This window comes from Novosphingopyxis iocasae, from assembly GCF_014334095.1.
GTDB lineage: Bacteria > Pseudomonadota > Alphaproteobacteria > Sphingomonadales > Sphingomonadaceae > Novosphingopyxis > Novosphingopyxis iocasae.
The window spans coordinates 1980821-2005167 of record NZ_CP060495.1 but is presented as its reverse complement, the minus strand read 5'-3'; the positions used below and the strand labels follow the sequence as shown (position 1 = coordinate 2005167).

General features: G+C 63.7%; 32 protein-coding genes. 16 read left to right on the top strand and 16 right to left on the bottom strand.

All coding sequences use genetic code 11. From position 1 onward, the window contains the following. Positions 1 to 27: 27 nt before the first annotated feature. From rpsI to H7X45_RS09590, 4 genes are all read right to left on the bottom strand, one after another. Positions 28 to 549, bottom strand: coding sequence for a 30S ribosomal protein S9 (gene rpsI / locus H7X45_RS09605; RefSeq protein WP_187334675.1), 522 nt, complete (start codon positions 547 to 549; stop codon positions 28 to 30). Continuing rightward, on the bottom strand, positions 549 to 1028 hold the full coding sequence (rplM, locus tag H7X45_RS09600) for a 50S ribosomal protein L13 (protein WP_187334674.1): 480 nt from the start codon (positions 1026 to 1028) through the stop codon (positions 549 to 551). The genes rpsI and rplM overlap by 1 nt, the downstream gene beginning before the upstream one ends. Before the next feature lie 150 nt (positions 1029 to 1178). Next, on the bottom strand, positions 1179 to 1499 hold the full coding sequence (gene cutA / locus H7X45_RS09595) for a divalent-cation tolerance protein CutA (RefSeq protein WP_187334673.1): 321 nt from the start codon (positions 1497 to 1499) through the stop codon (positions 1179 to 1181). Further along, positions 1496 to 2566 carry a COX15/CtaA family protein gene (locus H7X45_RS09590; protein ID WP_187334672.1) on the bottom strand — a complete coding sequence of 357 codons (1071 nt, stop codon included), beginning with the start codon at positions 2564 to 2566 and terminating at the stop codon, positions 1496 to 1498. Before H7X45_RS09590 ends, cutA begins: the two co-directional genes overlap by 4 nt. Positions 2567 to 2697: 131 nt before the next feature. Between H7X45_RS09590 and H7X45_RS09585 the strand changes: the two genes are divergently transcribed. From H7X45_RS09585 to H7X45_RS09570, 4 genes are all read left to right on the top strand, one after another. Continuing rightward, positions 2698 to 3066 (top strand): MerC domain-containing protein, encoded by a 369-nt coding sequence (locus tag H7X45_RS09585; RefSeq protein WP_187334671.1) that lies wholly within the window; start codon positions 2698 to 2700, stop codon positions 3064 to 3066. A gap of 70 nt (positions 3067 to 3136) precedes the next feature. After that, positions 3137 to 3595 carry a Fur family transcriptional regulator gene (locus tag H7X45_RS09580; protein ID WP_187334670.1) on the top strand — a complete coding sequence of 153 codons (459 nt, stop codon included), beginning with the start codon at positions 3137 to 3139 and terminating at the stop codon, positions 3593 to 3595. 49 nt (positions 3596 to 3644) lie between these two features. Continuing rightward, a complete protein-coding gene (gene dxs / locus H7X45_RS09575; RefSeq protein ID WP_187334669.1) occupies positions 3645 to 5591 on the top strand; it encodes a 1-deoxy-D-xylulose-5-phosphate synthase in 1947 nt (648 codons plus the stop codon). 13 nt (positions 5592 to 5604) lie between these two features. Next, positions 5605 to 6009, top strand: a complete 405-nt coding sequence (locus H7X45_RS09570) for a hypothetical protein (RefSeq protein ID WP_187334668.1) — start codon at positions 5605 to 5607, stop codon at positions 6007 to 6009. 62 nt (positions 6010 to 6071) lie between these two features. On the opposite strand, the gene H7X45_RS09565 is transcribed toward H7X45_RS09570, so the two are convergent. From H7X45_RS09565 to H7X45_RS09525, 9 genes are all read right to left on the bottom strand, one after another. Next, on the bottom strand, positions 6072 to 6569 hold the full coding sequence (locus tag H7X45_RS09565) for a DUF3035 domain-containing protein (protein WP_187334667.1): 498 nt from the start codon (positions 6567 to 6569) through the stop codon (positions 6072 to 6074). Beyond that, complete coding sequence (gene lspA, locus H7X45_RS09560; RefSeq protein WP_187334666.1) at positions 6562 to 7071, bottom strand: signal peptidase II; 510 nt, start codon at positions 7069 to 7071, stop codon at positions 6562 to 6564. The genes H7X45_RS09565 and lspA overlap by 8 nt, the downstream gene beginning before the upstream one ends. 97 nt (positions 7072 to 7168) lie before the next feature. Next, positions 7169 to 8113 carry a bifunctional riboflavin kinase/FAD synthetase gene (locus H7X45_RS09555; protein ID WP_187334665.1) on the bottom strand — a complete coding sequence of 315 codons (945 nt, stop codon included), beginning with the start codon at positions 8111 to 8113 and terminating at the stop codon, positions 7169 to 7171. Between the two features lies 1 nt (position 8114). Next, entirely contained in the window at positions 8115 to 8603 is a 489-nt protein-coding gene (locus H7X45_RS09550) for a dihydrofolate reductase (protein ID WP_187334664.1), read from the bottom strand. Positions 8604 to 8635: 32 nt separating this feature from the next. Continuing rightward, a complete protein-coding gene (locus tag H7X45_RS09545; RefSeq protein WP_246449872.1) occupies positions 8636 to 9646 on the bottom strand; it encodes a 5-(carboxyamino)imidazole ribonucleotide synthase in 1011 nt (336 codons plus the stop codon). A gap of 59 nt (positions 9647 to 9705) precedes the next feature. Further along, on the bottom strand, positions 9706 to 10191 hold the full coding sequence (purE, locus tag H7X45_RS09540) for a 5-(carboxyamino)imidazole ribonucleotide mutase (RefSeq protein ID WP_187334662.1): 486 nt from the start codon (positions 10189 to 10191) through the stop codon (positions 9706 to 9708). Between the two features lie 99 nt (positions 10192 to 10290). After that, positions 10291 to 10977, bottom strand: coding sequence for a 2,3-diphosphoglycerate-dependent phosphoglycerate mutase (gene gpmA / locus H7X45_RS09535; RefSeq protein WP_187334661.1), 687 nt, complete (start codon positions 10975 to 10977; stop codon positions 10291 to 10293). Between the two features lie 234 nt (positions 10978 to 11211). Further along, positions 11212 to 12336 carry a M14 family metallopeptidase gene (locus H7X45_RS09530; protein ID WP_187334660.1) on the bottom strand — a complete coding sequence of 375 codons (1125 nt, stop codon included), beginning with the start codon at positions 12334 to 12336 and terminating at the stop codon, positions 11212 to 11214. Next, positions 12333 to 12953, bottom strand: coding sequence for a hypothetical protein (locus H7X45_RS09525; protein ID WP_187334659.1), 621 nt, complete (start codon positions 12951 to 12953; stop codon positions 12333 to 12335). The genes H7X45_RS09530 and H7X45_RS09525 overlap by 4 nt, the downstream gene beginning before the upstream one ends. A 147-nt stretch (positions 12954 to 13100) precedes the next feature. Here H7X45_RS09525 and ykgO point away from each other — a divergent pair, with 147 nt between their 5' ends. Together ykgO and H7X45_RS09515 are read left to right on the top strand one after the other, a co-directional pair. Continuing rightward, positions 13101 to 13226, top strand: coding sequence for a type B 50S ribosomal protein L36 (gene ykgO, locus H7X45_RS09520; RefSeq protein WP_022673177.1), 126 nt, complete (start codon positions 13101 to 13103; stop codon positions 13224 to 13226). 160 nt (positions 13227 to 13386) lie between these two features. After that, positions 13387 to 13995: an HAD family hydrolase gene (locus tag H7X45_RS09515; RefSeq protein ID WP_187334658.1), complete on the top strand. Its 609-nt coding sequence runs from the start codon at positions 13387 to 13389 to the stop codon at positions 13993 to 13995. Between the two features lie 38 nt (positions 13996 to 14033). On the opposite strand, the gene pyk is transcribed toward H7X45_RS09515, so the two are convergent. Then, positions 14034 to 15485 carry a pyruvate kinase gene (gene pyk / locus H7X45_RS09510; protein ID WP_187334657.1) on the bottom strand — a complete coding sequence of 484 codons (1452 nt, stop codon included), beginning with the start codon at positions 15483 to 15485 and terminating at the stop codon, positions 14034 to 14036. 121 nt (positions 15486 to 15606) lie between these two features. Between pyk and H7X45_RS09505 the strand changes: the two genes are divergently transcribed. The 6 genes from H7X45_RS09505 (at position 15607) to H7X45_RS09480 (ending at position 18795) form a co-directional block, all read left to right on the top strand. After that, positions 15607 to 15918, top strand: a complete 312-nt coding sequence (locus H7X45_RS09505) for a DUF1244 domain-containing protein (protein WP_187334656.1) — start codon at positions 15607 to 15609, stop codon at positions 15916 to 15918. A gap of 157 nt (positions 15919 to 16075) precedes the next feature. Further along, positions 16076 to 16324, top strand: a complete 249-nt coding sequence (locus tag H7X45_RS09500; RefSeq protein WP_187334655.1) for a DUF2312 domain-containing protein — start codon at positions 16076 to 16078, stop codon at positions 16322 to 16324. Between the two features lie 92 nt (positions 16325 to 16416). Then, on the top strand, positions 16417 to 16734 hold the full coding sequence (locus tag H7X45_RS09495) for a heavy metal-binding domain-containing protein (protein WP_187334654.1): 318 nt from the start codon (positions 16417 to 16419) through the stop codon (positions 16732 to 16734). A 103-nt stretch (positions 16735 to 16837) separates the two neighbouring features. Then, a complete protein-coding gene (locus tag H7X45_RS09490; protein WP_187334653.1) occupies positions 16838 to 17590 on the top strand; it encodes a YebC/PmpR family DNA-binding transcriptional regulator in 753 nt (250 codons plus the stop codon). A gap of 10 nt (positions 17591 to 17600) precedes the next feature. Continuing rightward, positions 17601 to 18065, top strand: a complete 465-nt coding sequence (gene ruvC / locus H7X45_RS09485) for a crossover junction endodeoxyribonuclease RuvC (RefSeq protein ID WP_187334652.1) — start codon at positions 17601 to 17603, stop codon at positions 18063 to 18065. Positions 18066 to 18078: 13 nt separating this feature from the next. Next, complete coding sequence (locus H7X45_RS09480) at positions 18079 to 18795, top strand: PepSY domain-containing protein (protein ID WP_246449420.1); 717 nt, start codon at positions 18079 to 18081, stop codon at positions 18793 to 18795. 7 nt (positions 18796 to 18802) lie between these two features. On the opposite strand, the gene sppA is transcribed toward H7X45_RS09480, so the two are convergent. Together sppA and H7X45_RS09470 are read right to left on the bottom strand one after the other, a co-directional pair. Beyond that, on the bottom strand, positions 18803 to 20677 hold the full coding sequence (sppA, locus tag H7X45_RS09475) for a signal peptide peptidase SppA (protein ID WP_187334651.1): 1875 nt from the start codon (positions 20675 to 20677) through the stop codon (positions 18803 to 18805). A 576-nt stretch (positions 20678 to 21253) separates the two neighbouring features. Further along, positions 21254 to 21826 (bottom strand): hypothetical protein, encoded by a 573-nt coding sequence (locus H7X45_RS09470; protein ID WP_187334650.1) that lies wholly within the window; start codon positions 21824 to 21826, stop codon positions 21254 to 21256. 51 nt (positions 21827 to 21877) lie between these two features. Between H7X45_RS09470 and H7X45_RS09465 the strand changes: the two genes are divergently transcribed. From H7X45_RS09465 to H7X45_RS09450, 4 genes are all read left to right on the top strand, one after another. After that, the gene (locus tag H7X45_RS09465; RefSeq protein WP_187334649.1) at positions 21878 to 22663 is read left to right on the top strand and encodes a TlyA family RNA methyltransferase; all 786 of its coding nucleotides are present in this window, start codon (positions 21878 to 21880) and stop codon (positions 22661 to 22663) included. A 58-nt stretch (positions 22664 to 22721) separates the two neighbouring features. After that, on the top strand, positions 22722 to 23270 hold the full coding sequence (locus H7X45_RS09460) for a TspO/MBR family protein (protein WP_187334648.1): 549 nt from the start codon (positions 22722 to 22724) through the stop codon (positions 23268 to 23270). 25 nt (positions 23271 to 23295) lie between these two features. After that, the gene (locus H7X45_RS09455; RefSeq protein ID WP_187334647.1) at positions 23296 to 23634 is read left to right on the top strand and encodes an accessory factor UbiK family protein; all 339 of its coding nucleotides are present in this window, start codon (positions 23296 to 23298) and stop codon (positions 23632 to 23634) included. A gap of 151 nt (positions 23635 to 23785) precedes the next feature. After that, positions 23786 to 24277, top strand: a complete 492-nt coding sequence (locus H7X45_RS09450; RefSeq protein ID WP_187334646.1) for a type III secretion system chaperone family protein — start codon at positions 23786 to 23788, stop codon at positions 24275 to 24277. Positions 24278 to 24347: the final 70 nt, after the last annotated feature.

Genomic DNA, 24347 nt, shown 5'->3' with positions numbered 1-24347 from the left:
CTTTCGTGATTGCGTTTGGAAAAGCGATCAGCGCTTGGAGAACTGGAAGCTCCGGCGTGCCTTCGCCCGGCCGTACTTCTTACGCTCGACCACGCGGCTGTCGCGGGTGAGGAAGCCGGCGCTCTTCACGGTGCTGCGCAGCGCAGGCTCGTAACGGGTCAGCGCCTGGCTGATGCCGTGCTTCACCGCACCGGCCTGGCCGGAGAGACCGCCGCCCTTCACGGTGACCATGACATCATACTGGCCGCGACGTTCCGTAACGTCGAACGGCTGATTGATGACGAGGCGCAGCGAGGGGCGTGCGAAGTAAGTGCTCTGATCGCGACCGTTGACCACGATCTGGCCGGTGCCGGGCTTCAGCCAGACGCGGGCAACCGCGTCCTTGCGGCGGCCGGTGGCGTAGGCGCGGCCATGCTTGTCGAGCTCCTGCTCGCGCAGCGGCATGGTGGGCCGGGTGTCGACACCGTTTTCGGCGCCGGCGGCATTGGCTTCGGCGGCGTCGCCGGCGATGTCCTTGATGTCGGAAAGCGACTGACGATTATCGGCCATTAGGCACCTACCTTGTTCTTGCGATTGCGCGCAGCGATGTCGAGCGTCTCGGGCTGCTGGCCCTCATGCGGATGCTCGGTGCCGGCATAAAGGTGCAGCGCCTTCATCTGCTGACGACCCAGCGGGCCGCGCGGGACCATGCGCTCAACGGCCTTCTCCAGAACGCGCTCGGGGAAACGACCCTCGAGCACCTTCTCGGCGGTCACGCCCTTGATGCCGCCCGGATAACCGGTGTGCTTGTAATAGACCTTCTGCTTGGTCTTGTTGCCGGTGAAGCGCACCTTGTCCGCGTTGATAACGACGACATGGTCGCCGCAATCGACATGCGGGGTGAAGCTGGGCTTGTGCTTGCCGCGCAGGATATTGGCGATGATGGTGGCAACGCGGCCGACGACGAGACCCTCGGCGTCGATGAGGTGCCACTTCTTCTCGACATCCTGCGGACGCACCGACTGGGTGGTCTTGGTAAGGGACTTCATGTGGAGCCGTCCTTGGAGGATTGAAAAAGCAAAAGCCGCGGGTTTCCCCACGGCGGTGAAGGCGGGCTAATGACCCGAAAGGGGCTTCAAGTCAAGGCTGAGCGGGCGTTTTGGAGCGGGTATAATGATACCGTATGGAAATTTGGCGGCTCAGCGACGCAGCTGCTCTGCCACCCATCGCTCGAACGGCGGAAACACCGTGTCGACCGGCAGCAGAAGGATCGGCGGGACGTCGTAATCGTGCAGTTCGGCCAGGCGATTGGCAGCGCCGGGCGCGCGGGCATCATCGGTTTTCAGGATGACGGGCCACTCGCGCTCTTCGCGTAGCTCGCCCTGCCAGCGGAACTGGCTTGTCGCCGGGGAAAGGCGATTGGCACAAGCGATCAGGCCTTCCTCCAGCAGCGTCCCGCAAGCGCTGCGCGCGGCCTCTTCGCTGCCGAAGAGAGTGTAGATGATGCGAACGCCGCTCATGCCGGTACGCCTTCGATCAGGTTGCGCCGTCCCGCAGCATGGGCAGCCCACACCGCGCTCGCCACCAATATTGCACCGACGGCCTGGTGCGCTGCAGCCAATGCGAGGTCGACTCCGCTCATCGCCGTCGCGATGCCGAGCAGGATCTGCAGGCCGATGGCGGCGGATAGGATGATCGAGGCCGGCCGAACGCCCGCGCGCCGCGCACCGCGCGCCAGCAAGATGACCGCAGCCAATGCGACGAAGGCCCACCAACGATGGAGGAAATAGACCAGGAACGGATCGTTGGACGCGGCGTAAAGCAGCCCATGGCTCCAGTCGACGCCAGCAGGGAAGAAACGGCCGTTCATGAGCGGCCAGTCGCTGGCGATATAGCCTGCGTCCATCCCGGCCACCCAGGCGCCGAGCAGGAGCTGGACCGCGATGATGGCGAGCAGTGCGATGTTCCTGCCGGTGAGTTTTGCGGGCCGCGCGTTGCCCTTTGCCAGCTGGCGAAGATCCAGCGCGGTCCAGACGAGGCCGGAGAGGATGAACAGCGCTGTCAGAAGATGCACGGCAAGCCGGTAATGGCTGACATCGGTGCGCAGCGTGAGGCCGGAGACGACCATCCACCAGCCGATCGCGCCCTGCAGTCCGCCGAGCGCCAGCAGCGCGACAAGACGCAGCTTGTATTCCCGCGGAATAGCGCCGCGCAGCCAGAAATAGGCCAGCGGCAGGGCGAAGGCGATGCCGATCAGGCGGCCCAGCAGCCGGTGCAGCCACTCCCAGAAAAAGATGAACTGGAACTGCGCCAGCGTCATGCCCGCCGGACCGTTGATTACCTGATATTCCGGCGTCGCCTTATATTTTGCGAATTCCGCTTCCCAACCGCTCAGCGACAGCGGCGGGATCGCGCCTGTAATCGGTTTCCACTCAGTGATCGACAGGCCCGATTCGGTCAGCCGCGTGATCCCGCCGACCACGACCATGCAGAAAACCAGAAAGCCGACGGCAAGCAGCCAGTTGGCGATCGCAATAGGACGGGTGCGCGCAGGGGTTGGCGCGGCATGGGCGGCAAGCGAAGTCATGGCCCGCGATATGGCGCGCCGCCGCGATGCCCGCAAGCGTGCTCGCGCGGCTGCAGCGCGGAGAACGGTCCTGCGCAAAATAATGCAATGTGATATTGTATCTTGGTGAAGGCGCTTCTATACCTTCGAATATGACGACGCTTCTGCAACGTGAAGGCTTCTGGGATAGGGCCGCAATGGGCCTCTCGGGGCTATGCGTCGTGCATTGCATCGCCACCGCTGCACTCGTTGCAGCAGCTGCGTCGATTGGCGGGATTCTCGGTGCCGAATGGATTCATCAGGCCGGGCTGGTCATTGCCATGGTTCTCGGCGCGATCGGCCTAGGTCGCGGCGTCTTGCAGCATGGCTATATTCTCCCGCTCGCGATCGGTTCGTTTGGCCTTGGCGTGATGGCGGGCGCGCTCAGCATGCCGCATGGGGGCGGTGAAGTGATCTCGACCATCCTCGGCGTTTCGATCCTGGCGCTCGGCCATGATCTGAATTTCCGCGCCACGCACTGATCCGTTTAGGGATTAGTATGGGAGCCGGGGAAGGATTGCCCTTGGCATCGCCCGCGCCTACATTCACGCGATGACAGGCCATGCCCATCACGAACATCACGGATCCGATCTGAAGCGCGAGGCGCAGGCTACGCTGGAAGGCGCAGGCGAGCAGTGGACCGATATGCGCGCGCTGATCTTCGACGTGCTCGCAACCTTCAGAAAGCCGGCCTCGGCCTATGACATTGCCGAAAAGGTGTCGGAGCGTCGCGGCAAGCGTGTTGCGCCCAACAGCGTCTACCGTATTCTGGATCTTTTCGTTGAGACCAATCTCGCGCAGCGCGTGGAAAGCGCCAACGCCTATGTGGCGAACAGCCATCCCGGCTGCGTGCATGATTGCATCTTCATGATCTGCGACAGCTGCGGCGAAGTGACGCATGTCGATAATGACAAGCTGGCCGATGGCGTGCGCGACACGGCTACCGCCAGCGGCTTCACGCCGGAGCGTCCGGTAATTGAAGTGCATGGCAAATGTGCTGCCTGCGACTGAGCTGTTGGCGGCAATCGACTTGGCTCCGCAACGCGTATAAGGTTCGGTTATGACGGAACAAACCCATTCACCGCGGCCCGAGACGCCGCTTCTCGACACGGTCGATACACCGAAGGATCTGCGCAAGCTGAAGCCGGACCAGCTTCGTCAGTTGTGCGATGAGTTGCGGGCCGAAATGATCGATGCAGTCTCGGTCACCGGAGGCCATCTCGGTGCAGGCCTTGGCGTGGTCGAGCTGACCGCCGCGATCCATTATGTGTTCAACACGCCCCATGATCGGCTGATCTTCGACGTCGGGCATCAATGCTATCCGCACAAGATCCTGACCGGCCGGCGCGACCGCATTCGCACGCTGCGTCAGGGCGGTGGGCTCAGCGGTTTCACGAAGCGCTCCGAAAGCGAATATGATCCCTTCGGCGCGGCGCACAGCTCCACGTCCATCTCCGCCGCGCTCGGTTTCGCGGTGGCCAACAAGCTGGGCGAGCGGCCGGAGAAAGCGATTGCGGTAATCGGCGACGGCGCGATGAGTGCAGGCATGGCCTATGAGGCGATGAACAACGCCGCGCAGGCCGGTAACCGGCTGATCGTGATCCTGAACGATAACGACATGTCGATCGCTCCCCCGGTGGGCGGCCTCAGCGCCTATCTGGCGCGGCTGATCTCCTCATCCGAATATCTCGGCCTGCGCAGCCTCGCCAAGAAGATGACATCCAAGCTTTCGCGCCGGGTCCACAAGGGCCTCGCCCGGGCGGAGGAATATACCCGCGGCATGGTGACCGGCGGTACGCTGTTCGAGGAGCTGGGCTTCTATTATGTCGGCCCGATCGACGGGCACAATCTCGATCATCTGATCCCCGTGCTGGAAAATGTGCGCGATGCCGAAGAAGGCCCGATCCTGATTCATGTCGTGACGCAGAAGGGCAAGGGCTACGGCCCGGCCGAAGCGTCTGCGGACAAATATCATGGCGTCTCGAAATTCGACGTCGTCACAGGCAAGCAGGACAAAGGCAAGGGCGGCGGCCCGCCGACCTACACCAATGTGTTCGCTCAGGCGCTGATCGCCGAGGCGGAAAAGGACAATCGCATCTGCGCGATCACCGGCGCGATGCCCGGCGGCACCGGCGTGGACAAGTTCGCCGCCGCCTTCCCGGATCGCAGCTTCGACGTCGGTATCGCCGAACAGCACGCCGTTACCTTTGCCGCCGGTCTTGCCGCGCAAGGGATGAAGCCGTTCGCCGCGATCTACTCCACTTTCCTGCAACGCGCCTATGATCAGGTGGTGCACGATGTGGCGATCCAAAACCTGCCGGTGCGTTTCGCGATCGACCGTGCCGGGTTGGTAGGGGACGACGGACAGACCCATGCGGGTAGCTTCGACATCGCCTATCTCGCCACGCTGCCAAACATGGTGGTGATGGCCGCCGCGGATGAGGCGGAGCTGGTCCACATGGTCCACACCGCCGCCGCCTATGACGATGGGCCCATCGCCTTCCGCTATCCGCGCGGTGCGGGTACGGGTGTAAAGCTGCCGGAAACCCCGGAGAAGCTGGAGATCGGAAAAGGCCGCCTCGTGCGCGAGGGCAAGAAGGTCGCGATCCTATCGCTGGGCACTCGCCTCGCCGAAGCGCTGAAGGCTGCCGATACGCTGGACGCCAAGGGCCTCAGCACTACGGTGGCGGACATGCGGTTCGCCAAACCGCTCGACAACGAACTGATCCGCAAGCTGATGGCGAGCCATGAGGTCTGCATCACGATCGAGGAAGGTGCCGTCGGCGGCCTCGGCGCACATGTGCTTACGATGGCGAGCGACGAGGGGCTAACCGACACCGGCCTCAAGGTGCGCACGATGCGCCTGCCCGATATCTTCCAGGATCAGGACAAGCCCGATCGGCAATATGCCGAGGCGGGCCTGATGGCGCCGGACATCGTGGAAACGGTGCTGAAAGCGCTGCGCCACAACAGCGCCAATATGGAAGAGGCGGGCGCGCGCGCCTGACGGTAGACACGCCGTGGCGGAGATGCTGGTCACCTTCGCCGCGGCCATGCTGTTCTTTGCGGGCAGCCTTGGTTTCCTGTGGCAGAAGCAGCGCCGTCTCTCGCGGCGACGACCCAATCTGGAGGCTGAGCCGTTCGTACGATCGCTGGGTTCCGGCTGCGATCCGTTAATCGGCGGCTGGGTTTATCGCCAGCTCGATGTGCATTTGCCGGATTATCTGAAGCCGCATCCCACCGACCGAATTTTCGCCGATCTCGCGATCGATCCGGACGATTATTGCGCGATCGGCCGAGAGCATTTCGACCGCTGGTCACTTCCGCAGCCCACCACCGATGATCCGGAGGTTTTGCCGGAGGATCCCACGGTGGCGCAGTTCGTCCGCTATCTGACCGTGAAAACGCCGCGCCGCGCCGCCTGAATCGTGCGGTGTTCCCCGGCTGCGCGAGGCGCCGGGGTTTCTTCAAGCGCGCGGGCGTTAGCTCAATTGGGTGAGGGGGCCGGTTCGTAACCTTCGGGTACCGACGGATCGCTGGCATCGTTCGTTTCCGCCGCGGTCGCAGGAACCGTGGTGGCGTTGATGCCGGACTGCGCATATTGGCCGTCGCCTTCCGGCGCGGCAATGATGTCCTGCGTGACCGAACCCTTCTTCACCACATTGGTCTGCGGATCGCCCACTTCGCTGCGAATGCCCAGCTCGGCATCGCCTGCCTGCTGATTCACCGCCCGCTCGACCGGCGAGCGCGGCGCGGGGCCGCCGAACAGCGCATCGAGAACCTGCTCCTGATCCGTGCTGCCCTGGACCGGCGCGGCGCCGGGCTGCGGCGGCTCGAGCGCGTAATCCGGCGGGATCACCAGCGGGGCGTTGCGCGAAACGGCAAACTCGTCCGGCCGGTCGCGGTCGAACAGGCCGCCGCCGCCGCAGGCCGAAAGGCCGCTGGCCAGAAGCGCGCCGCCAAGGATCGCGAGCGATTTACGCATGGACATTCTCCGAATTTGTCTGGGCTGGCTTCTCGCGCATGAGCAGCGCGCGGGCAAGCAGTATCAGGACGCCGATGGTGATGCACGCATCGGCCAGGTTGAAGATGAAGAAGGGACGGATGCCGCCGATATGAAAATCGGCATAATCGACGACGAATCCGAAGCGGGCCCGATCGATAATATTGCCGACCGCGCCGCCGAGGACGAGGCCGAGTGCCAGGATGTCCCCCGTGCGGCGCTCGCGCCACATCCAGATCAGAACCGCAAGCGCAAGAATTCCGGTCAGCGCGACGAGCCCCCAGCGCTGCGCATCGGTGCCCGCCTGGAACATGCCCATCGAAACGCCGCGATTCTCCGCCCAGGTGAGATTGAACACCGGCAACAGATAGATGGTGCCCTTGCTCTGCAAGGAGAGCGGCACGATCATCGCATATTTCACCGCCTGATCGAGCAGCACGACGAACGCGGCCAGTACCAGCCCGTAAATCTTGGTTCGCGTCATACGGCTCTAAGGCTCCGTCCCTTGTAATGAAGGGGCCCCGATTGCACGAAAGCGCCCCAGCGTCCACTGCCCTGCATGGTTCGCCATGAACGCATGCCTAACCGGCCGGTGCATCCGCCAGCCGCGTGCGCGCTTCGTCGCAATCCGCTGCCATCTGGCGTTTCAGGGCCTCCAGATCGTCGAACTTTTGTTCGGAGCGCAGGAAGTCGTGCAGCTCGACCGCGATGGTTTGGCCGTAGAGGTCGCCGGAGAACTGAAAGAAATAGGGCTCCAGTAGCTCCACCGGCGGTTCGTAGCTCGGGCGAATGCCGACATTGGCTGCGCCGTCCAGCACGCGCCCGTCGGCAAGGCGCCCGCGGACCGCGTAAATCCCGTAAGCGGGGCGCAGATAATTGCCGAGGTCAAGATTGGCGGTGGGAAAGCCGAGCTTGCGGCCTTCCTTCGCCCCGTGCTGCACCACGCCCTCGATCGTGAATGGGCGCGTCAGCAGTTTGGCGGCGATTTGCGGATTGCCGGATTTCAGCGCCTCGCGAATGCGGCTGGAAGATACCACCGCATCACCGCTTTGCACCGGACGCACAATGCGGCCGCGCAGGCCCAGATCACTGGCGAGGGTGCCCAGCATCGGCGCTTTACCCTCACGGCCCTTGCCGAAGGTAAAGTCCTCACCCGTCACGATGCCCGATGCGCCAAGGTGGTTCGCCAGAAGGGCGCGCGCAAAATCCTCCGCACTGGTCGCGGCCAGCGTCTTGTCGAAGGCGAATACCAGCATGCCGTCCGCGCCTGCCGCTCCGAAGAGACGCTGGCGCTGGTCGAGCGTGGTTAGGCGAAAGGGCGGCGTGTCCGGTTTGAAGAGGCGCACCGGATGCGGATCGAACGTGGCGATGATCGCAGGGCGGCCTTCTGCGCGCGCCCAGCGAATCGCCTCTCCGGCAACTGCCTGATGGCCTTGATGAAACCCATCGAAATTGCCGAGCGCGATGATGGCACCGCGCATATGCTCGGGCAACGGCGCATCGGCGTAAAAGCGCGGGATCGCCATGCTATTTCCGAACGAGCGTGACGAAATCAAATGCCGGGCGGCCCCCTTCGGCCGGGTGCGGTTCGCGCGCGGTCTCGGTCCATTCGTCTGCTGTGAAGGCAGGGACGAAGGTGTCGCCCTCCGGCTCGGCATGAATTTCGGTCAGTTCGATCTTGTCGGCGCGGTCGCGGAAGATCGCGAAAATTTCCGCGCCGCCAATAACGGCCACATGCGGCGCATTGGCGGCGGCAAGCGCCGCTTCCGGGGAGTGCACCACCTCCGCGTCCTCATCCGACCAGTCCTCGTTGCGGGTCATCACGATGTGACGGCGGCCGGGCAGGGCGACGGGCAGGCTGTCGAACGTCTTGCGGCCCATGATCATGGGCTTTTCGCCGGTCACCTGTTTGAAGTGACGCAGATCCGCGGGCAGATGCCAAGGCATGTCGCCATCGGCACCGATCACGCCATTGTCGGCTCTGGCGAGGACGAAGATGATTTCGGGATGGTTCATGTCGCTAGATTCGCCGCTTAACCCAGCGATATTCAAAAATATAGCTTGGTGACATGGCCCATCTTCCGGCCGGGCCGCGCTTCGACCTTGCCGTAATGGTGCAGATGCGCTGCCGGATCGGAGAGGATGGCATTGCCGTCTTCAATTTCATCGCCGATCAGGTTCGCCATTTCGATGCGGGTGCCGACCACGCCGCAGTCGCCGAGCGGCAGGCCGGTGATCGCGCGGATATGATTTTCGAACTGGCTCGTCACCGCGCCCTCTATCGTCCAATGGCCGCTATTGTGGACGCGCGGCGCGCATTCGTTGACGACCGGTCCATCCTTCGTGGCGAAGAATTCGAAGGTGAGCACGCCCACTGCGTCCATCGCCTCGATCGCCTTGCGCGCGATGTCGCGGGCGGCGTCGATTTGCGTTGTCACGGCATCGCCCGCCGGCCAGAGCGAGCGGCGCAGGATGCCGTCTTCATGTTCGTTGCGGGTGGAGTCCCAGAAGCGCACTTCGCCGTCCGCGCTGCGCACCGTGACCACCGAAAATTCCGCCTGGAAATCGACGAAGCCCTCCAGAACCGCGGGCCGCTCGCCAATCGATTTCCAAGCATGGCCTGCTTCGCCGGGCGCCATGATCCGCGCCTGACCCTTGCCGTCATAACCGAAACGGTCCGTCTTCAAGATCGCAGGGGCGCCGATGTCCGCGATCGCGGCTTGGAGGGACTCAGCGCTGTCGACAAAAGCGAAAGGCGCAGTGCGCGCCCCAAGATCGCGGAAGAAAGTTTTCTCCGCGATGCGGCTCTGTGCGATGTCGAGTGCCTTGATGCCGGGACGCACCTTGTCGCCAAGGTTCAGCGCGGCGAGCGGCGCGGTCGGTACATTCTCGAACTCATAGGTAACGATGTCGCACACATCCGTAAAACGAGATAGCGCATCCTGGTCCTCGAAAGAGGCGGTGGTGCGCTGCGCCGCGACATCGGCGGCCACGGCGCGACCTTCCGGCGCATAGACATGGCAGCGATAGCCGAGCTGCGCCGCAGCTACCGCAAGCATCCGGCCAAGCTGACCGCCACCCAGAATTCCGATCGTCGCGCCCGGCGCCAATGGTGTGTTCACTTGGGTACCTCGGTTACGCTCTGGGTCTGCTTCTCGCGGAAATCGTCAAGCCGTGCGGCCAGCGCCTCGTCCGTGGTGGCGAGCATGGCGGCGGCAAACAACGCCGCGTTCTTCGCGCCTGCCTCACCGATCGCGAAGGTGGCGACGGGCACGCCGCCGGGCATCTGCACGATCGACAAAAGGCTATCCATGCCGTCCAGGGCGCGCGATTGTACCGGAACGCCCAACACCGGCACCCGCGTCATCGCTGCAGCCATGCCAGGCAGATGCGCCGCGCCGCCCGCGCCCGCGATGATCGCCCTGAGACCGCGCCCCTCGGCGGACTTTGCATAGTCATAGAGCCGGTCCGGCGTGCGATGGGCCGAAACGATGCGCGCTTCGTAGGGAATACCGAGCTCATCCAGAATGCGGGAGGCTGCCTGCATGGTCGGCCAGTCAGACTGGCTGCCCATGATGATTCCGATCGCCGGTTCCTGGCTCATTTTCCGCCCCGTGCTGCCCTTCCTGAAGCGCCTTGCGATAGGGAAGGGCGCGCGCAAGGGCAATGGGTTAGCGCGCCGTCCCGTTGGAGATGGCTGGGCTTACCGGTCTTTCAGATAATAGCGCTCCACCTCGGCCAGTTGGTCGTCGAGTTCGTAGACGATCGGTTGACCGGTCGGGATTTCGAGGCTCGTGATCTCATCGTCCGGGATGTTGGAGAGATGCTTCACCAGCGCGCGCAGCGAATTGCCGTGGGCGCTGATCAGCACGATGCGGCCGGCCTTGAGTTCCGGTACGATGGTCTCGTTCCAGTAAGGCAGCACGCGCTCGATGGTCAGCTTCAGGCTTTCCGTCGTCGGCACCGTGATGTCCGCATAGCGCGGATCGGCGGACAGATCATATTCGCTGCCCGCCTCCAGCTCGGGCGGCGGCGTATCGAAGCTGCGGCGCCAGATATGCACCTGCTCTTCGCCATGGCGTTCGCGCATCTCGTCCTTGTCGAGGCCGGTCAGGCCGCCATAATGCCGCTCGTTCAGGCGCCAGTCCTTGATTTCCGGCAGCCACAGGCGGTCCATCTCTTCCAGCGCCAGATGCAGTGTTTTGATCGCGCGGGTCTGGAGCGAGGTGAAGCAGATGTCCGGATCGATGCCCTTGTCGCGCATCAACCGTCCGGCCGCGCGCGCTTCCTCGACGCCCTTGTCGGTCACATCCACGTCCCACCATCCGGTGAAGCGGTTCTGCAAATTCCATTCGGACTGGCCGTGGCGCAGCAGGATGAGTTTGGGCATGAAGAGCTCCTTTTCCGTGGCGATTGCGACCGCTTAACCGCTTGGACCGGCCTTGTCGAAGGACCTGCGGGCGTCAGTCGCGTATTTCCATCAGCTTGCCTGACGCTCGGCTATCCGATCGCTCGCATTGTCGCGCAGCGCCATGTCCTTACCGACTTGATAGCCGACAATGGCAATCAGGCAGAACGCGATGGCAAAGCCTTTTCCCCGTCATTGCCGACTTCATACGCGTCATCAAATCTCGTCGATCATTTCCGCCAGCACGGCGAGACAATCGTCGGCCAGGCGGATGCAGCGTTCCGGGCTCCAGCCGCGCTGCTTGTCGGGCAGGAACTGGTTGTCCTTGAACGGCATTTCCAGCGTCATCGACACCGCGCCGAAGCGCTGGGCGATCTGGTTGGTGCTGATCGTCAGATTGGCGGTGCCGGGCTTCGATTTGGGGTAGCCGAGTTCCTTCTGGAAATCGGGCGTGCGCTGGCTAAGCAGATCCTGATAGCGATAGAATTTGTCGCCAAGCTCGTCGGTCCAGTTTTCGATGCCTTCGAACCCGGCCAGAAATACGGCGGCAATCGCTTCGTCGCCGTGAACGTCCATCGCGAAATCGACGCCGCTTTCGTCCATCGCGTTCCGGACGCACAGAATTTCCGGGCTCCGCTCCTCGCTCGGCTCATGCCATTCGCGGTTCAGGTTCACGCCCTTACCGTTGGTGCGCAAATGGCCGCGCACGCTGCCGTCCGGGTTCATGTTCGGTACGACATGGATGCGGCACTTCTGGCGCAGCAGCCGCGCGTGAGGATCTGCGGGGTCGGTCAATTTAGCAAGCGCGCCTTCCATCCACCATTCCGCCATCGATTCGCCCGGGTGCTGGCGCGCATAAAGCCAGACCTGCTTTTCCCCTTCGCCCATTTCCAGGCAATCGACCGGGCGACCGTCGCCGGTGGTGCCGAGCTGGCGATAGGTCACGCCTTCGCAGGAGGCCGCGTCGGCGACGAGATTCTGGTGCCGCTCATAGCTATAGGGCGCAAAATAGGCGAACCAGGCGCTGCCGCTTTCGCATTCCCACTGGATGGTGAGCGTGCCGGCGTCCTTGTCCCAGCTGCTGGGCGCACGCAGCCACTCCATGCGGTCTTCGGTCACCGCCGCGTCGTAATTCTGCCACCCGCCCGGATAGGCGCTGTCGGCCAGATCGGTGATCGCGAGTTTCAGTGTGGTGCCCGGCTCGCAGGTCACGCGGAAATGAAACCACTGGTAGAAATCGGACTGATGGTCCTTGGCGATGCGAAGGCTCGCGCTGTCGCCATTGATGGATTCGACGATGATGTTGCCGCTGTCGAACGCGGACGTGATCTGTAAGGTCATTTCACTCTGATAGTCTCACCACTGTTTCCGGGAAACCCCTGGAACAAAGCGGCGGCCAATTTGGCTGAGATAACGTCGAGCTGCGAGGCTTCCGTCCGGGCAAAGGTTTCCTGCTGCGCGCGTCCTTCCCAAATCACCAGATCGTCGGAATTGCGCAGGATACGCGCGTCGAGCTCGGTCACGATGCGCGGCCCCGGATCGCCGCCGAGCAGGCGGGTGAGGTCGAGGCCGACGCCGAGCCCTACGCCGCTGCCGAAACTGCCCGTCGATCCGCCAGCCCCCACCGATACGCCCGATCCGCGGCGGGCGAACTGTGCGGCGGTGCCGCGCTGCGCATCCACCTGTGCGCGGTAGTCCCCGCCCGATTCGACCACGGTATAGCCAAGCCGGTTCAATTCGGCGCCCACCGCCTGATAATAAGTGCGCGCCTCGATGCTCTGCGGGTCGATCTGGCTGGCGGGCAGGGCGCCCACGGAAATGGTGCCGCGTGCTATGGGCGTCGCCTCGGCGCGGTGGAAACGAGTAACCTCTACCGGGCCGGCCTGCGTGGAGGCGCAGGCGGAAAGGGTTACGGTTGCGGCGGCGGCGAGGAGGACGGGGGCCAGGATACGCGGCATGGAATAGTCTCCTTGAAAAATGATACAGTCAGCCGCATCAACGCGCGGGCGCTCTTTGCGGTTGCCGCGCTTGACTTTGCGCTGACCGCCTCTTAGGTGCGCGCCTTCGAATTTCGACATTTCCACCCCAACAAAGAAGCTCCAGCCATGAAGATCCGCAATTCGCTGAAGTCGCTCAAGGGCCGTCATCGCGACAATCGCGTGATCCGTCGCCGTGGGCGCGTGTACGTCATCAACAAGACCAACCGTCGCTTCAAGGCCCGCCAGGGCTGATTCGGCCGACAGGTCACGCCAGCCTTCAGGCTGGTGCCAATCGATTGAGCACGGCGCGAAGTTGCACAGGCGACTTCGCGCCGTAGCTTTTTCGGCCTGCAGCCCGCGCGCTTTCGAAACCATTGAGAGGGCACCGGCCCGCGTCGGTGCGACCGACCCCATGCCGCCCATCACCACCGCCATCTTCGACATCGGCCATGTGCTGTTCCAGTGGGACCCGCGGTTCCTTTTCGAAAAGCTGATCGACGATCCCGAGGAGCTGGACTGGTTTCTCGATAATGTCGTCACGAAAGACTGGCATTTCCAGGCGGATGCCGGCCGCCCGCTGGCGCAGATGCTGAAAGAGCGGATCGCCGAATTTCCCGACCATGAGAAACTGATTCGCGCTTATGCGGAACGCTGGAACGAAACGGTGCCCGGCCCCATTTCCGGCAGCCATGAAATCGTCCGCGAACTGTCAGGGCGAGGCGTCCCGCTCTATGCGATCACCAATTTCGGGCATGAATTCTGGGCGGGCTTCCGGCCGGAACAACCGATCTTCGATCTGTTCGCGGACATCCTGGTTTCGGGCACCGAGAAGCTGATGAAGCCGGACGCCGCAATCTACGCGCTGGCGATCGAACGATTCGGGGTCGATCCTGCGGCGAGCCTGTTCATCGATGATCGCATCGAAAACGTCCGCGCGGCCGAGGCGGCGGGCATGCACGGCCATGTCTTCCAGGACGCCGAAACGCTGCGCGCGGAACTGGAGCGGGTGGAGCTGCTCTGAAGCCTGCCTTGAATAGGGCTTCAGATGTGCCCCCCCCTTCACCGCCCCTTCAGCTCATCGCCCTTCAGCGTCACAACGTGCAGCAGGTTCGTGCTGCCCGGCGTGCCGAAGGGAACGCCGGCAATCACGATCAACCGCTCGCCCGCCCCGCCGAAGCCATGGCGCAGAGCCATGCGCTTGGATTTCGCGATCATCTCCTCGAAGCTGGAAACGTCACGGGTGACGACGGCATAGGCGCCCCAGAGCAGGCCGACGCGCCGCGCGGTTTCGCGCTGCGGGGTCAGCACCATCAGCGGGGCGGACGGGCGCTCGCGCGAGATGCGCCGCGCGCTGGAGCCGGAATTGGTGAAGCAGGCGATGCAGGAAACCGAAATGGTGTCCGCGATCGAGCTGGATGAGGCGGCAATGGCGTCCGACGTCGTCGAATCGGGCCGCGTTTCAGTGAAGTGCACGCGATCGGCATAGCCCGGATCGCTCTCCACGCTGGTGGCGATGCGGTCCATGATCGAAACCGCCTCGATGGCAAAATCGCCCACCGCGGTTTCGGCCGAAAGCATGATCGCGTCCGCGCCGTCATAGACCGCGGTGGCGACGTCCGAGACTTCGGCCCGCGTCGGGGTAGGCGCCTGGATCATCGATTCGAGCATCTGCGTGGCGACCACCACCGGCTTGCCCATGGCGCGCGCGGTGGCGACGATGCGCTTCTGCAGCGTAGGCACGGCTTCGGGCGGCAGTTCCACACCCAGATCGCCGCGCGCCACCATCACACCGTCGGACAGCTCCAGGATTTCCTCCAGCCGTCCGATGGCCGAAGGCTTTTCGATCTTGGCCAGCAGTGCGGCGCGCTTGCCGATCAGGCGGCGCGCCTCGGCCACGTCCTCGGGCCGCTGCACGAAGCTGAGCGCGATCCAGTCCGCGCCCTGATCCAGCGCATAAGCCAGGTCCGAACGATCCTTGTCGGTCAGCGCGCTCATCGGGATCGCCACATCGGGCACGTTCACGCCCTTGCGGTTGGACAGCGGCCCGCCGACTTCCACCGTCGTATCGATCCGGTCCGGCCCGGCCTCGGTGATCCGCAGCGCGATCTTGCCGTCGTCCAGCAGCAGCCGGTCGCCTTTGGCCAGCGCTTCGAAGATTTCCTTGTGCGGCAGCTTCACCCGCGTCTGCGTGCCCGCTTCATCCAGCCGGTCCAGCGTGAAGGGCTCGCCTTCTTTCAGCACGATCTTGCCGTCCGCAAAGGTGCCGATGCGCAACTTCGGGCCCTGCAGATCGGCGAGGATAGTGGTCGGCCGCCCGGTCTTTTCCTCCAGCGCGCGGATGTGATCGAACAGCTTTTTCTTATCTTCCTGCGCGCCGTGGCTCATATTGATCCGGAAGGCATCGGCGCCCGCGCGGTGGAGCGCTTCGATCGCCTCGGCACTTTCGCTGGCCGGGCCGAGCGTGGCGAGGATGCGGATCTTGCGGGTGCGGGGCTGGGTATGATCGGACATGCGGGCTCCTCGGGCGCTGTGCTTGCGGGGCAAGGCTTAGCGGCATAGTTTGAAGGACCCAAGACTATTGCGGGGGCAAGATGCTTCCGCGCCTTCCCCAAAGCCGATGAATAGGTATGAAATGACCGAGAGCACCGAACAATCCGCCCGTCCGCAGCCCAGTGACGCCGCCATCGCCGCCACTTTCGAACGGCTGCTCGCGCATTTGCGCCACCGCACCGACGTGCAGAATGTCGATGTGATGGGCACCGCCGGCTTCTGCCGCAATTGCCTGGCCGACTGGCTGATGGAAGCGGACGGGTCGCTCAGTAAGGAAGAGGCGCGCGAATATGTCTACGGCATGCCCTATGGCGACTATAAGGACCGCCATCAGACGCCCGCGAGCGAGGAGCAGCTCCAGCGCATGAAGGAAAGCGTGGCGAAGAACGCTTAGGCTGGCTAGTCACGGCCCGTTCGCGATTCGGGCCGAATTGAACGGCCGGGTCCATTCCACAATCCATCAGGGCCGAGCGTGTCGAAGCCCTTCTGTCCGTGACGAAAGACGCCCTTCGACAAGCTCAGGGCTCACGGCATTTATCAGGAGATGAGTCATGGCCGAAGAAGAAGCCACCACCACCGATCAGCAGCTGCGCCTGTTCATCGAGCGCGTCGAGCGCCTCGAAGAAGAAAAGAAGGGCATCAGCGACGATATCCGCGACGTCTATTCCGAAGCGAAGAGCCAGGGTTACGACGTCAAGATCATGCGCCAGATCGTGCGTCTGCGGAAGCTGAAGCCGGAAGAGCGCAAGGAAATGGAACTGCTGATCGAAACCTACAAAGCCGCCTTAGGCATCGGCTAAATAGTACCCATCCTCCCCCTTACCGGGGGAGGATGGCGAGCTTCCGATCGCAGTGCTATCTTCTCGGCATAATTCAACGAGGAGAGCGCTTCATGATCGTCACCACCACCCCCACCGTCGAAGGCAGGCCGGTCGCCGAATATTATGGCGTCGTCACCGGAGAGGTGATTATCGGCGCTAATATCTTCCGCGATCTGTTCGCCAATATCAGCGATATCGTCGGCGGGCGCTCGGGCAGCTATGAGCGGGCGCTGGGGAAGGCGCGCGAAGAGGCCTTTTCGGAGATGGAAGAGAAGGCGGCCAAGCGCGGCGGCAACGCCGTTGTCGGCGTGGACATCGATTATGAAGTGATCGGCCAGAACGGATCCATGCTGATGGTCAGCGTCAGCGGCACGGCAGTGCGGATCTGACAGCGCTTGACGGCGGCGTATCGGCGGGCCTCGCTCCCGCTTGCACGCCGCGCGCGCCCTGTCCTAAAGGGACAGCACAACCTTAGATCGAAGGAATAAGGCCATGGCAGGCCATAGCAAATTCAAGAACATCATGCATCGCAAGGGCGCGCAGGACAAGAAGCGCTCCGCCCAGTTTTCGAAGCTCAGCCGAGAGATCACCGTGGCGGCCAAGTCCGGCATGCCCGATCCGGACATGAACCCGCGTCTGCGCCTGGCGGTGAATAACGCCAAGGCGCAGTCGATGCCGAAGGACAATATCCAGCGTGCCATCGACAAGGCGTCCGCCAATGAAGGCGATGATTATGAAGAAATCCGCTACGAAGGCTATGGCCCCGGCGGCGTTGCGCTGATCGTCGAGGCGCTGACCGACAACCGTAACCGCACCGCCACCAATGTGCGCACCGCGTTTTCGAAAAACGGCGGCAATCTGGGCGCGTCCGGCTCCGTCTCGCACGGGTTCGAGCGGCTGGGCCTGATCGTCTATCCGGCCTCGGTCGGCGGGGAGGAAAAGGTGCTGGAAGCCGCGCTCGAGGCGGGCGCCGAAGACATTCAGTCTGGCGAGGACGAGCACGAGATCTGGACCGCTGGCGATGATCTGCACGAAGTTGCAAGCGCGCTCGAAAAGTCGCTGGGTGAGGCGGAGACGGTGAAGCTTGCCTGGAAGCCCAATTTGACGGTCGATGTCGCCGAAGGCGATGCCGATACGTTGTTCCGTCTGATCGACGCGCTGGACGACGATGACGATGTGCAGACCGTCTGGGGCAATTACGAAGTTTCCGACGCCATTATGGAGAAGCTCGGCCAGGACGCCTGAGCGCGTCCCGGTGCTGATTCTCGGTCTCGATCCCTCGCTCTCCTGCACCGGCTGGGGTGTGATCCGGGCCGAGGGCAACCGGCTGACGCATATTGCGAATGGCCAGGTGAAGACCGACGCCAAGGCCTCGCTTGCAGAACGGCTGGTGCAGATCGATGCCGCGCTGGCGGAGGTGATTGCCGCACACCGTCCGCAGGCGGCGGCGGTGGAGGATGTGTTCGTCAACGCCAACCCGCAATCGACGCTGAAGCTGGGGCAAGCACGCGGCGTCGTGCTGCTTGCCGCGGCCAAGGCGGGGTTGCCGGTGCACGAATATGCCGCCCGTCTTGTCAAGAAATCGGTCGTTGGGACGGGCGGCGCGGACAAGTCTCAGGTGCAGGCGATGCTCAAGATCCTGCTGCCGGGCGCGAAGCCGGCGGGGGCGGACGCCGCCGACGCGCTGGCCGTGGCGATCACCCACGCGCACCATCGCTGATGGAAGCCGGATCGTGAGGAAGGGGCGCACGCCGCGCATGATGGCCTTGCGCAAATGGCATGTGCGGCTTGGCTGGTTGATCGGCGTGCCGCTGATCCTGTGGACCGGAAGCGGTCTCTTCATGGCCGCAGCGCCGATCGAGCGAGTGCGCGGCGCGCATCTCCGCGCAGAAGCGCCCGCGCTTCCCCCGATCACGCCGATCGCGCCGATGCTGGAAGGGCGCGCGGCAGACCAATTGCAGCTGCTCACCATCGGCGGCAAGGCGGTCTGGGTGGTGGCCTATAAGGACGGCGGACGGCGCCGGGCCGATCCGGCGGATGGCGCACTGCTACCGGCGGTCGGCGCGTCCGAAGCCTCGGCCATTGCCCGCGCCGCGCGAAAGGGCGATGGAGCGATCGTCTCGGTCACCCGTAGCGATGCCCAGCATCCGCCGCTGGACCTGCGCCGCGAACGCCCCGCCTGGGCGGTGCAGTTCGCCGATGGCGCGCGTTTCTACATTGATGCCGATACCGGTGAATTGATGGCGGTGCGCACACGGCTTTGGCGCTGGTTCGATTTTCTCTGGGGCCTGCATATCATGGACCTGCAGACCCGCGAGGATGTCAACAATCCCTTGCTCGTCGTCTTCGCCGCGCTGGCTTTTGGCGGCATGCTGATCGGATCGATCCTCATGTTTCGCCGGCGAAAGGCCAGGCCCCGCACCGAAGGGACGCCGCGGGCAGAGGCCTAGACGGCGGCTACAGCCATTTCGCCAGAAGCGCCGCCCAGCCGCTGCGCGCCGCGGAGACGTTGCCGCCCGGCACCATCAACTCGCACTCGATGCAGCGAGCCTGCACACCGGTGGTGCCGACAAGTTCCTGAGCGGTCGCCGCGGCTTGCCACATCATCTGCTGCTGGCGCAGCGATGCATGGCCGAACAGATCCAGCCGAACCGTTTTCGGGTCGTCGCTCCGCGTCGCGTCCATCAGGAACTTGGCAAAGGCGTCCGGCTCTTCCTCGATCGTCTTCACATGATAACCGCCCGTCTTCAGCTTGGCGCGCTGCGCGGCATCGGCAAGGGCTTCGTCAAGGCCGCCCAACCGGTCGACCAAGCCCAGCTGACGCGCCGTGCCGCCCGCCCAGACGCGGCCCTGGCCGATAGCATCGACCTGTTGCAGCGTCATGTTGCGAGATTTGGCAACGCGGGTCAGGAAGTCGCGATAGCCATTTTCGATCGACGACTGGGCGACGCGGTTGAACGCCGCATTCGGTCCGGCAAAGATATCCGGCTGACCGGACAGCGGCGTGGTGGTTACGCCGTCGGTGGTGACGCCGATCTTGTTCAGCGCTTCATTGAAGCTCGGGATGATCCCGAAGATGCCGATCGATCCGGTGATCGTGTCCGGCTCGGCGAAGATCGCGTCGGCCGGGGTGGAAATCCAGTAGCCGCCGCTGGCCGCCAGATTGGCCATCGAGACGACGACCGGCAGCCCCTTGTCCTTGGCGGCCTGGATGGCGAGGCGGATCTGTTCGGATGCCAGCACAGAGCCACCCGGCGAATCGACCCGCACCACCAGCGCCTTCAGATCGTCCTCCGCCAGCGCGTCGTAGATCAGTTTGGAGACGGTTTCTCCGCCCGCGGTGCCGGGTCCGGCTTCGCCATCGGTAATCGTGCCGGCAATGGTGATCAGGCCGATCGCGTCGCCCTCATCCTCCGGCTCGTTCTCGCCCAGCCAATCGTCATAATCGATCTGCGCGAAGCTGCCGGGGGTCTCGTCCAGACCTTTGCCCGCCTTCTTGGCTACATAATCGCCAAAGGCCTGCCGCGAGCCGAGCTTGTCCACCATCCCGGCATTCAGCGCGAGCTGCGCCAGATTGCCATTGGCCGCTTCCACCATCTCGGCGGGCTGCATGATGATCGGCTGAAGGTTCGCCTTTGGCCGGACGCTCTTTACGCCGGCCAGCCAGTCGCCCCAGATTTCCTCTAGCAGCGCGGAAAGGGCCTCTTTGGCCGGTTCAGACGCCTTGCTGCCGGTGAAGGGTTCCACTGCGCTCTTATAGGTGCCGACGCGGTAGACATTTGCCTTCACGCCAAACTTGTCGAGCGCGTTGCCGAAATAGAGGCTCGATCCGCCCGGCCCGGCAACCATGGCGCCGCCCATCGGGTCCACCCAGATCTCGCTGGCGTGGGACGCTAGCTGATAACCGTCATTCGCATAAGCGGTGGCATAAGCGTAAACCGGCTTACCTGCCTTTTTCGCATTGTCGAGCGCGCGCCCGACCGCGGAGATTGACACCTGGCCGCCGCCTGCAAATCCGTCGAGATCGAGCACGATGGCCTTTACGCGCGCATCGTCCTTGGCCGTCTCGATCGCCCGGATAAGATCGCGCACCGCATATTCCCGCACCACCGGCCCGTCGCCCAGCAGCGCCCCGAACGGATCCGGCGTGGCCGGCTGTTCGACGATCGTGCCCTGCAGCTTCAGCATCAGTGCGCCGTCCTTGATATCGGCTGCATTGGGACGCGCGCTCAGGATCGCGAACAGAAGCGCGAAGAACATCAGCAGCAGGAGAAGGGCCAGCGCATCCTTGATGCCGACAAGGATTTTCCAGGCGCCTTTGACGAAGCTCATGAGGGGGAGACCTTGGTAGTTATGATGATAGAAAATTGCGCAGGCTGGGCTTTAACGCGATGGTCCGGCGGGTCCATGCCGCTTTCGATCAGCGGCCGATCAGCGACGACGGACAAAAGCGTTTCCCGGCAAGCGCTAAGCGCGGGGCGGAGCAGGCAAAGGCGAAATGCGGATGCCGGACATGAAAAGGGGCCACCTCGCGCCTCATCGGCAACGGGGCGGCCCCAGAACATGGTCAGCGGTCGGAAGTGTCCGCTGCCGGAAGATAGGCCTTATCGGCTAACGCTTTATTGTTCTTGGCGTGAACGCCGGCGCGTCAGCGGGCAGTCTCCCGAACGGAATTATCCGACCCCTTAGCTGAACCATGAGACATCGGATCACCTCCTTTCGCTTGTTGAAACTCAAATATGGTGTGCATCATTTTGCCCTCCACATCGGCAAGGTGAGTCAGATGCACTTTCGATGCAAGTCTTGAATTTTCTTTTTTTGGCGTCAGAACACGCAGTCTGTGTCGCGTCGGGTAACTCCGGCGCTTTTTCATTGCGTGTCTGTTACGTCAGGCCGCATTCCAGCGCTTCAGGCGCGGCAATCCTCCACGACGCGCGCGATTTCCGGCCAGCTCGGCACCACCAGTGGTGCGCCGCCGCCATCCACCAGGAAGCGCCCGCGGCTGTAGATCATCCGGTCCAGAATCATGTCCGTCGGCGCCAGCGCAATGCCGAGATAGGGCAGCTCTCCCCCCGTCGGCTGGGCGGTGAAGCTTTGCGCGCCAGACGTGGTGCGGATAGTGAGCGGCACCGGCGTGTTCGCCGCGCCCGCGCGCGTCAGGAAGATCCGGCGCGCATTCCGGTCGCATCGCAGCGTCAGCTCAGCGTCTTCGTTGGCCATGCCGAACAGCGCAATGCTGCCGCGCCCATCCTGACGATAGATCCATTCACCCGCACTAGCGGGCCATTCGGTCCACTCGCCCGATAGCTCCACCGTCGGGGTGGGCGTGGGGGTGGGCTGAGGCGTGGGCGCGGCACGCACCGCCACGGGGGTGGTTTCCGGTGCCTGTTCGCGCTCCGGCGCGACGCAGCAGGATAGGGTCAGCGTGGCGGCCAGAAGAGGGGCCAGCAGGAAAGCGGAGCGGGTAACGGAACGCGTCATCGTTACAGCTTATGGCATCGCGGCCCGAGGGCGGCTAGGCGTATCGCCGCAATGGCCGGAAAAAAGACACGCCTCGACCAGCTTCTCGTCGACCGCGGCGAGGTGGAGAGCCGCACGCGGGCGCAGGCGCTCATCATGGCGGGCCTCGTTTATATCGGGGAGACCAAAGCGGCCAAGCCCGGTCAGCAGGTGGCCGAGGACGCCGTCGTCGATGTGCGCGGGCGCGATCATCCCTGGGTTTCGCGCGGCGGCATCAAGTTGGCGCACGGGCTCGATGCGTTCGGGATCGATGCGGCAGACGCGGTGGCGATCGATGTCGGCAGCTCCACTGGCGGCTTTACCGATGTGATGCTCAGCCGCGGCGCGGCCCGTGTCTACGCGGTAGACAGCGGCACCAACCAGCTCGCCTGGAAAATCCGGCAGGACGAGCGCGTGATCGTGCACGAACAGACCAGCGCCCGCATTCTGACGGCCGAGCATATTCCCGAACCGGTCAGCCTGATCGTATGCGATGCCAGCTTCATCGCGCTGGCCAAGGTGCTGGAAGTGCCGCTTACATTCGCCGAACATGGCGCAGCGCTGGTGGCGCTGATCAAGCCGCAGTTCGAGGCCGCGCGCGGCGAAGTGGGCAAAGGCGGCGTGGTGCGCGACGCTGCGGTGCATGCCAGGGTGTGCGAAGAGGTGCGACACTGGCTTGAAACAAAGGGCTGGCATGTCCTCGGCATCGATCGCAGCCCGATCACCGGGCCGAGCGGCAATGTCGAGTTTCTTATCGGGGCGCAACTGGGCGGCCCTATACGGGACAATGGGGAACCAACGTCCTGTGGAAAATCTTGAAACCCCCGGTTAAGGCGCGTTCCGCCCCCTTGTTCGACCTGGAAAGAGGCGACGGAAAATGAGCGAACTGGCATCCCGATCGCAGCTGCGCATGTCCTTTATACGCTGGGCGCTGTTTACCGTGCCCTTGCTGATGGTGCTGGGATGGCTTTCGGGGCAGATCGCGGGATCGAGCGATACCAATGCCTGGTATCAGGCGCTCAGGCAGCCGGCTGCGCAGCCGCCCGGCTATGTTTTCGGAATCGTCTGGCCGACCCTTTATTTCCTGCAGGGCCTGGCGCTCGCCATGGTGCTGAACGCGCGCAGCGCGCGTCTGCGCTGGACGGCGGTTGGCATGTTCGCGCTCCAATTTCTGGCCAATATGGTCTGGAGCCCGCTGTTCTTCGGCATGCATCAGGTGTCGAGCGCGTTTTTCCTGATCCTTCTGATCCTGCTTCTGGCAATCGGCGCGACGCTTCTTTTCGGGCGCATTCGCCCGCTCGCCGCTTGGCTGATGGTGCCCTATCTGGCGTGGCTGTGCTTCGCCGCGATCCTGAATTTTCAGATCGACCGGCTGAACCCGGACGCGGAAACCCTTTACGCGCCCGCCGCCAGAACCCAGATATAAGCGAACGGCAGCAAAAGGACCCGTCATGCAGAGCGAAAACCGCATCGTCGACGATATCGTTAAATTCGTGAACGGCATGGCCGGCACCGTCGCCGGCATGGGCCGCGAGGCGGAGGCTGGCTTCAAGGAGCGCACCCGCCAGTTTGTAGGCGGCATGGATTTCGTGAGCCGCGAGGAGTTCGATGCGGTGAAGGCAATGGCCGCCAAGGCCCGAGAAGAGGTGGAGACGCTGAAGGCCCGGCTCGATGCGCTGGAAGGCAAGGATCCGAGCCCGAAGCAGAGCGCTCCGGTCCAGGGCGGCCCCGCCGCGCCGGACGGTCCGCACAAGGCGCCGCCGAAAAAGGAAGGTCCCGGCGCTCTCTGAGCTCGCTTTCCGGGCCGCGCTTTTCCACAACAGCTCCCCAGAGCAATCGGGCCAAGCCCCGAAAAACCTTGCCCAAAGGCCGGTCGCCGATCAGATTCGGACGCGCTGAACGATCGATCGGGGACGGACCGTGCAAGGGCATGACGAGGACATGAGCGAACTGGACGAGGGCGATGCCCCCGCCGTCGACATGTTCGCCGCCCTCTTCGAGGCGCGCGGCTGGCCTTGCGAGCTGGCTGGCGAGGACGAGCTTGCCGCCGAAGTGAAGGGCAGCTGGACCAGCTATCAGCTGCGCGTGATTGCGCGTGAAGACGACAATGTCGTCCAGATTCTGGTGCTGCCGGACATCACCGTGCCGGAAGATTTGCGCGCGCGCATGTATGAGGCGGTCGGTCTTATCAACGAACAGCTCTGGCTCGGCCATTTCGATCTGTGGTCTGCGAACGGCATCCTGTTGATGCGCCACGGCGCGCTGCTGGGGCCGGGCGGCATGCTCGGCCTGGATCAGGCACAGGTGCTCGTCGACGCCGCGATCGATGAGTGCGAGCGCTTTTATCCGGTGTTCCAATTCATCATCTGGGGCGGCAAGACTCCGCGCGAGGCGATCGATGCCGCGTTGATCGATACGGCGGGAGAGGCTTAGGGCATATGTGCCACCCCCGTTCGCCCGAACGGATTGCCATAGGTCGTTGGCACCGCGCTTGAACCTGCCC

Excerpts from the sequence above, each read along its gene's own strand:
- rpsI (WP_187334675.1), bottom strand. The coding sequence starts at position 549 with ATGGCCGATAATCGTCAGTCGCTTTCCGACATCAAGGACATCGCCGGC.
- rplM (WP_187334674.1), bottom strand. The coding sequence starts at position 1,028 with ATGAAGTCCCTTACCAAGACCACCCAGTCGGTGCGTCCGCAGGATGTC.
- cutA (WP_187334673.1), bottom strand. The coding sequence starts at position 1,499 with ATGAGCGGCGTTCGCATCATCTACACTCTCTTCGGCAGCGAAGAGGCC.
- H7X45_RS09590 (WP_187334672.1), bottom strand. The coding sequence starts at position 2,566 with ATGACTTCGCTTGCCGCCCATGCCGCGCCAACCCCTGCGCGCACCCGT.
- H7X45_RS09585 (WP_187334671.1), top strand. The coding sequence starts at position 2,698 with ATGACGACGCTTCTGCAACGTGAAGGCTTCTGGGATAGGGCCGCAATG.
- H7X45_RS09580 (WP_187334670.1), top strand. The coding sequence starts at position 3,137 with ATGACAGGCCATGCCCATCACGAACATCACGGATCCGATCTGAAGCGC.
- dxs (WP_187334669.1), top strand. The coding sequence starts at position 3,645 with ATGACGGAACAAACCCATTCACCGCGGCCCGAGACGCCGCTTCTCGAC.
- H7X45_RS09565 (WP_187334667.1), bottom strand. The coding sequence starts at position 6,569 with ATGCGTAAATCGCTCGCGATCCTTGGCGGCGCGCTTCTGGCCAGCGGC.
- lspA (WP_187334666.1), bottom strand. The coding sequence starts at position 7,071 with ATGACGCGAACCAAGATTTACGGGCTGGTACTGGCCGCGTTCGTCGTG.
- H7X45_RS09555 (WP_187334665.1), bottom strand. The coding sequence starts at position 8,113 with ATGGCGATCCCGCGCTTTTACGCCGATGCGCCGTTGCCCGAGCATATG.
- H7X45_RS09550 (WP_187334664.1), bottom strand. The coding sequence starts at position 8,603 with ATGAACCATCCCGAAATCATCTTCGTCCTCGCCAGAGCCGACAATGGC.
- H7X45_RS09545 (WP_246449872.1), bottom strand. The coding sequence starts at position 9,646 with ATGCTTGCGGTAGCTGCGGCGCAGCTCGGCTATCGCTGCCATGTCTAT.
- purE (WP_187334662.1), bottom strand. The coding sequence starts at position 10,191 with ATGAGCCAGGAACCGGCGATCGGAATCATCATGGGCAGCCAGTCTGAC.
- gpmA (WP_187334661.1), bottom strand. The coding sequence starts at position 10,977 with ATGCCCAAACTCATCCTGCTGCGCCACGGCCAGTCCGAATGGAATTTG.
- H7X45_RS09530 (WP_187334660.1), bottom strand. The coding sequence starts at position 12,336 with ATGACCTTACAGATCACGTCCGCGTTCGACAGCGGCAACATCATCGTC.
- H7X45_RS09525 (WP_187334659.1), bottom strand. The coding sequence starts at position 12,953 with ATGCCGCGTATCCTGGCCCCCGTCCTCCTCGCCGCCGCCGCAACCGTA.
- ykgO (WP_022673177.1), top strand. The coding sequence starts at position 13,101 with ATGAAGATCCGCAATTCGCTGAAGTCGCTCAAGGGCCGTCATCGCGAC.
- H7X45_RS09515 (WP_187334658.1), top strand. The coding sequence starts at position 13,387 with ATGCCGCCCATCACCACCGCCATCTTCGACATCGGCCATGTGCTGTTC.
- pyk (WP_187334657.1), bottom strand. The coding sequence starts at position 15,485 with ATGTCCGATCATACCCAGCCCCGCACCCGCAAGATCCGCATCCTCGCC.
- H7X45_RS09505 (WP_187334656.1), top strand. The coding sequence starts at position 15,607 with ATGACCGAGAGCACCGAACAATCCGCCCGTCCGCAGCCCAGTGACGCC.
- H7X45_RS09500 (WP_187334655.1), top strand. The coding sequence starts at position 16,076 with ATGGCCGAAGAAGAAGCCACCACCACCGATCAGCAGCTGCGCCTGTTC.
- H7X45_RS09495 (WP_187334654.1), top strand. The coding sequence starts at position 16,417 with ATGATCGTCACCACCACCCCCACCGTCGAAGGCAGGCCGGTCGCCGAA.
- H7X45_RS09490 (WP_187334653.1), top strand. The coding sequence starts at position 16,838 with ATGGCAGGCCATAGCAAATTCAAGAACATCATGCATCGCAAGGGCGCG.
- sppA (WP_187334651.1), bottom strand. The coding sequence starts at position 20,677 with ATGAGCTTCGTCAAAGGCGCCTGGAAAATCCTTGTCGGCATCAAGGAT.
- H7X45_RS09470 (WP_187334650.1), bottom strand. The coding sequence starts at position 21,826 with ATGACGCGTTCCGTTACCCGCTCCGCTTTCCTGCTGGCCCCTCTTCTG.
- H7X45_RS09465 (WP_187334649.1), top strand. The coding sequence starts at position 21,878 with ATGGCCGGAAAAAAGACACGCCTCGACCAGCTTCTCGTCGACCGCGGC.
- H7X45_RS09460 (WP_187334648.1), top strand. The coding sequence starts at position 22,722 with ATGAGCGAACTGGCATCCCGATCGCAGCTGCGCATGTCCTTTATACGC.
- H7X45_RS09455 (WP_187334647.1), top strand. The coding sequence starts at position 23,296 with ATGCAGAGCGAAAACCGCATCGTCGACGATATCGTTAAATTCGTGAAC.
- H7X45_RS09450 (WP_187334646.1), top strand. The coding sequence starts at position 23,786 with ATGAGCGAACTGGACGAGGGCGATGCCCCCGCCGTCGACATGTTCGCC.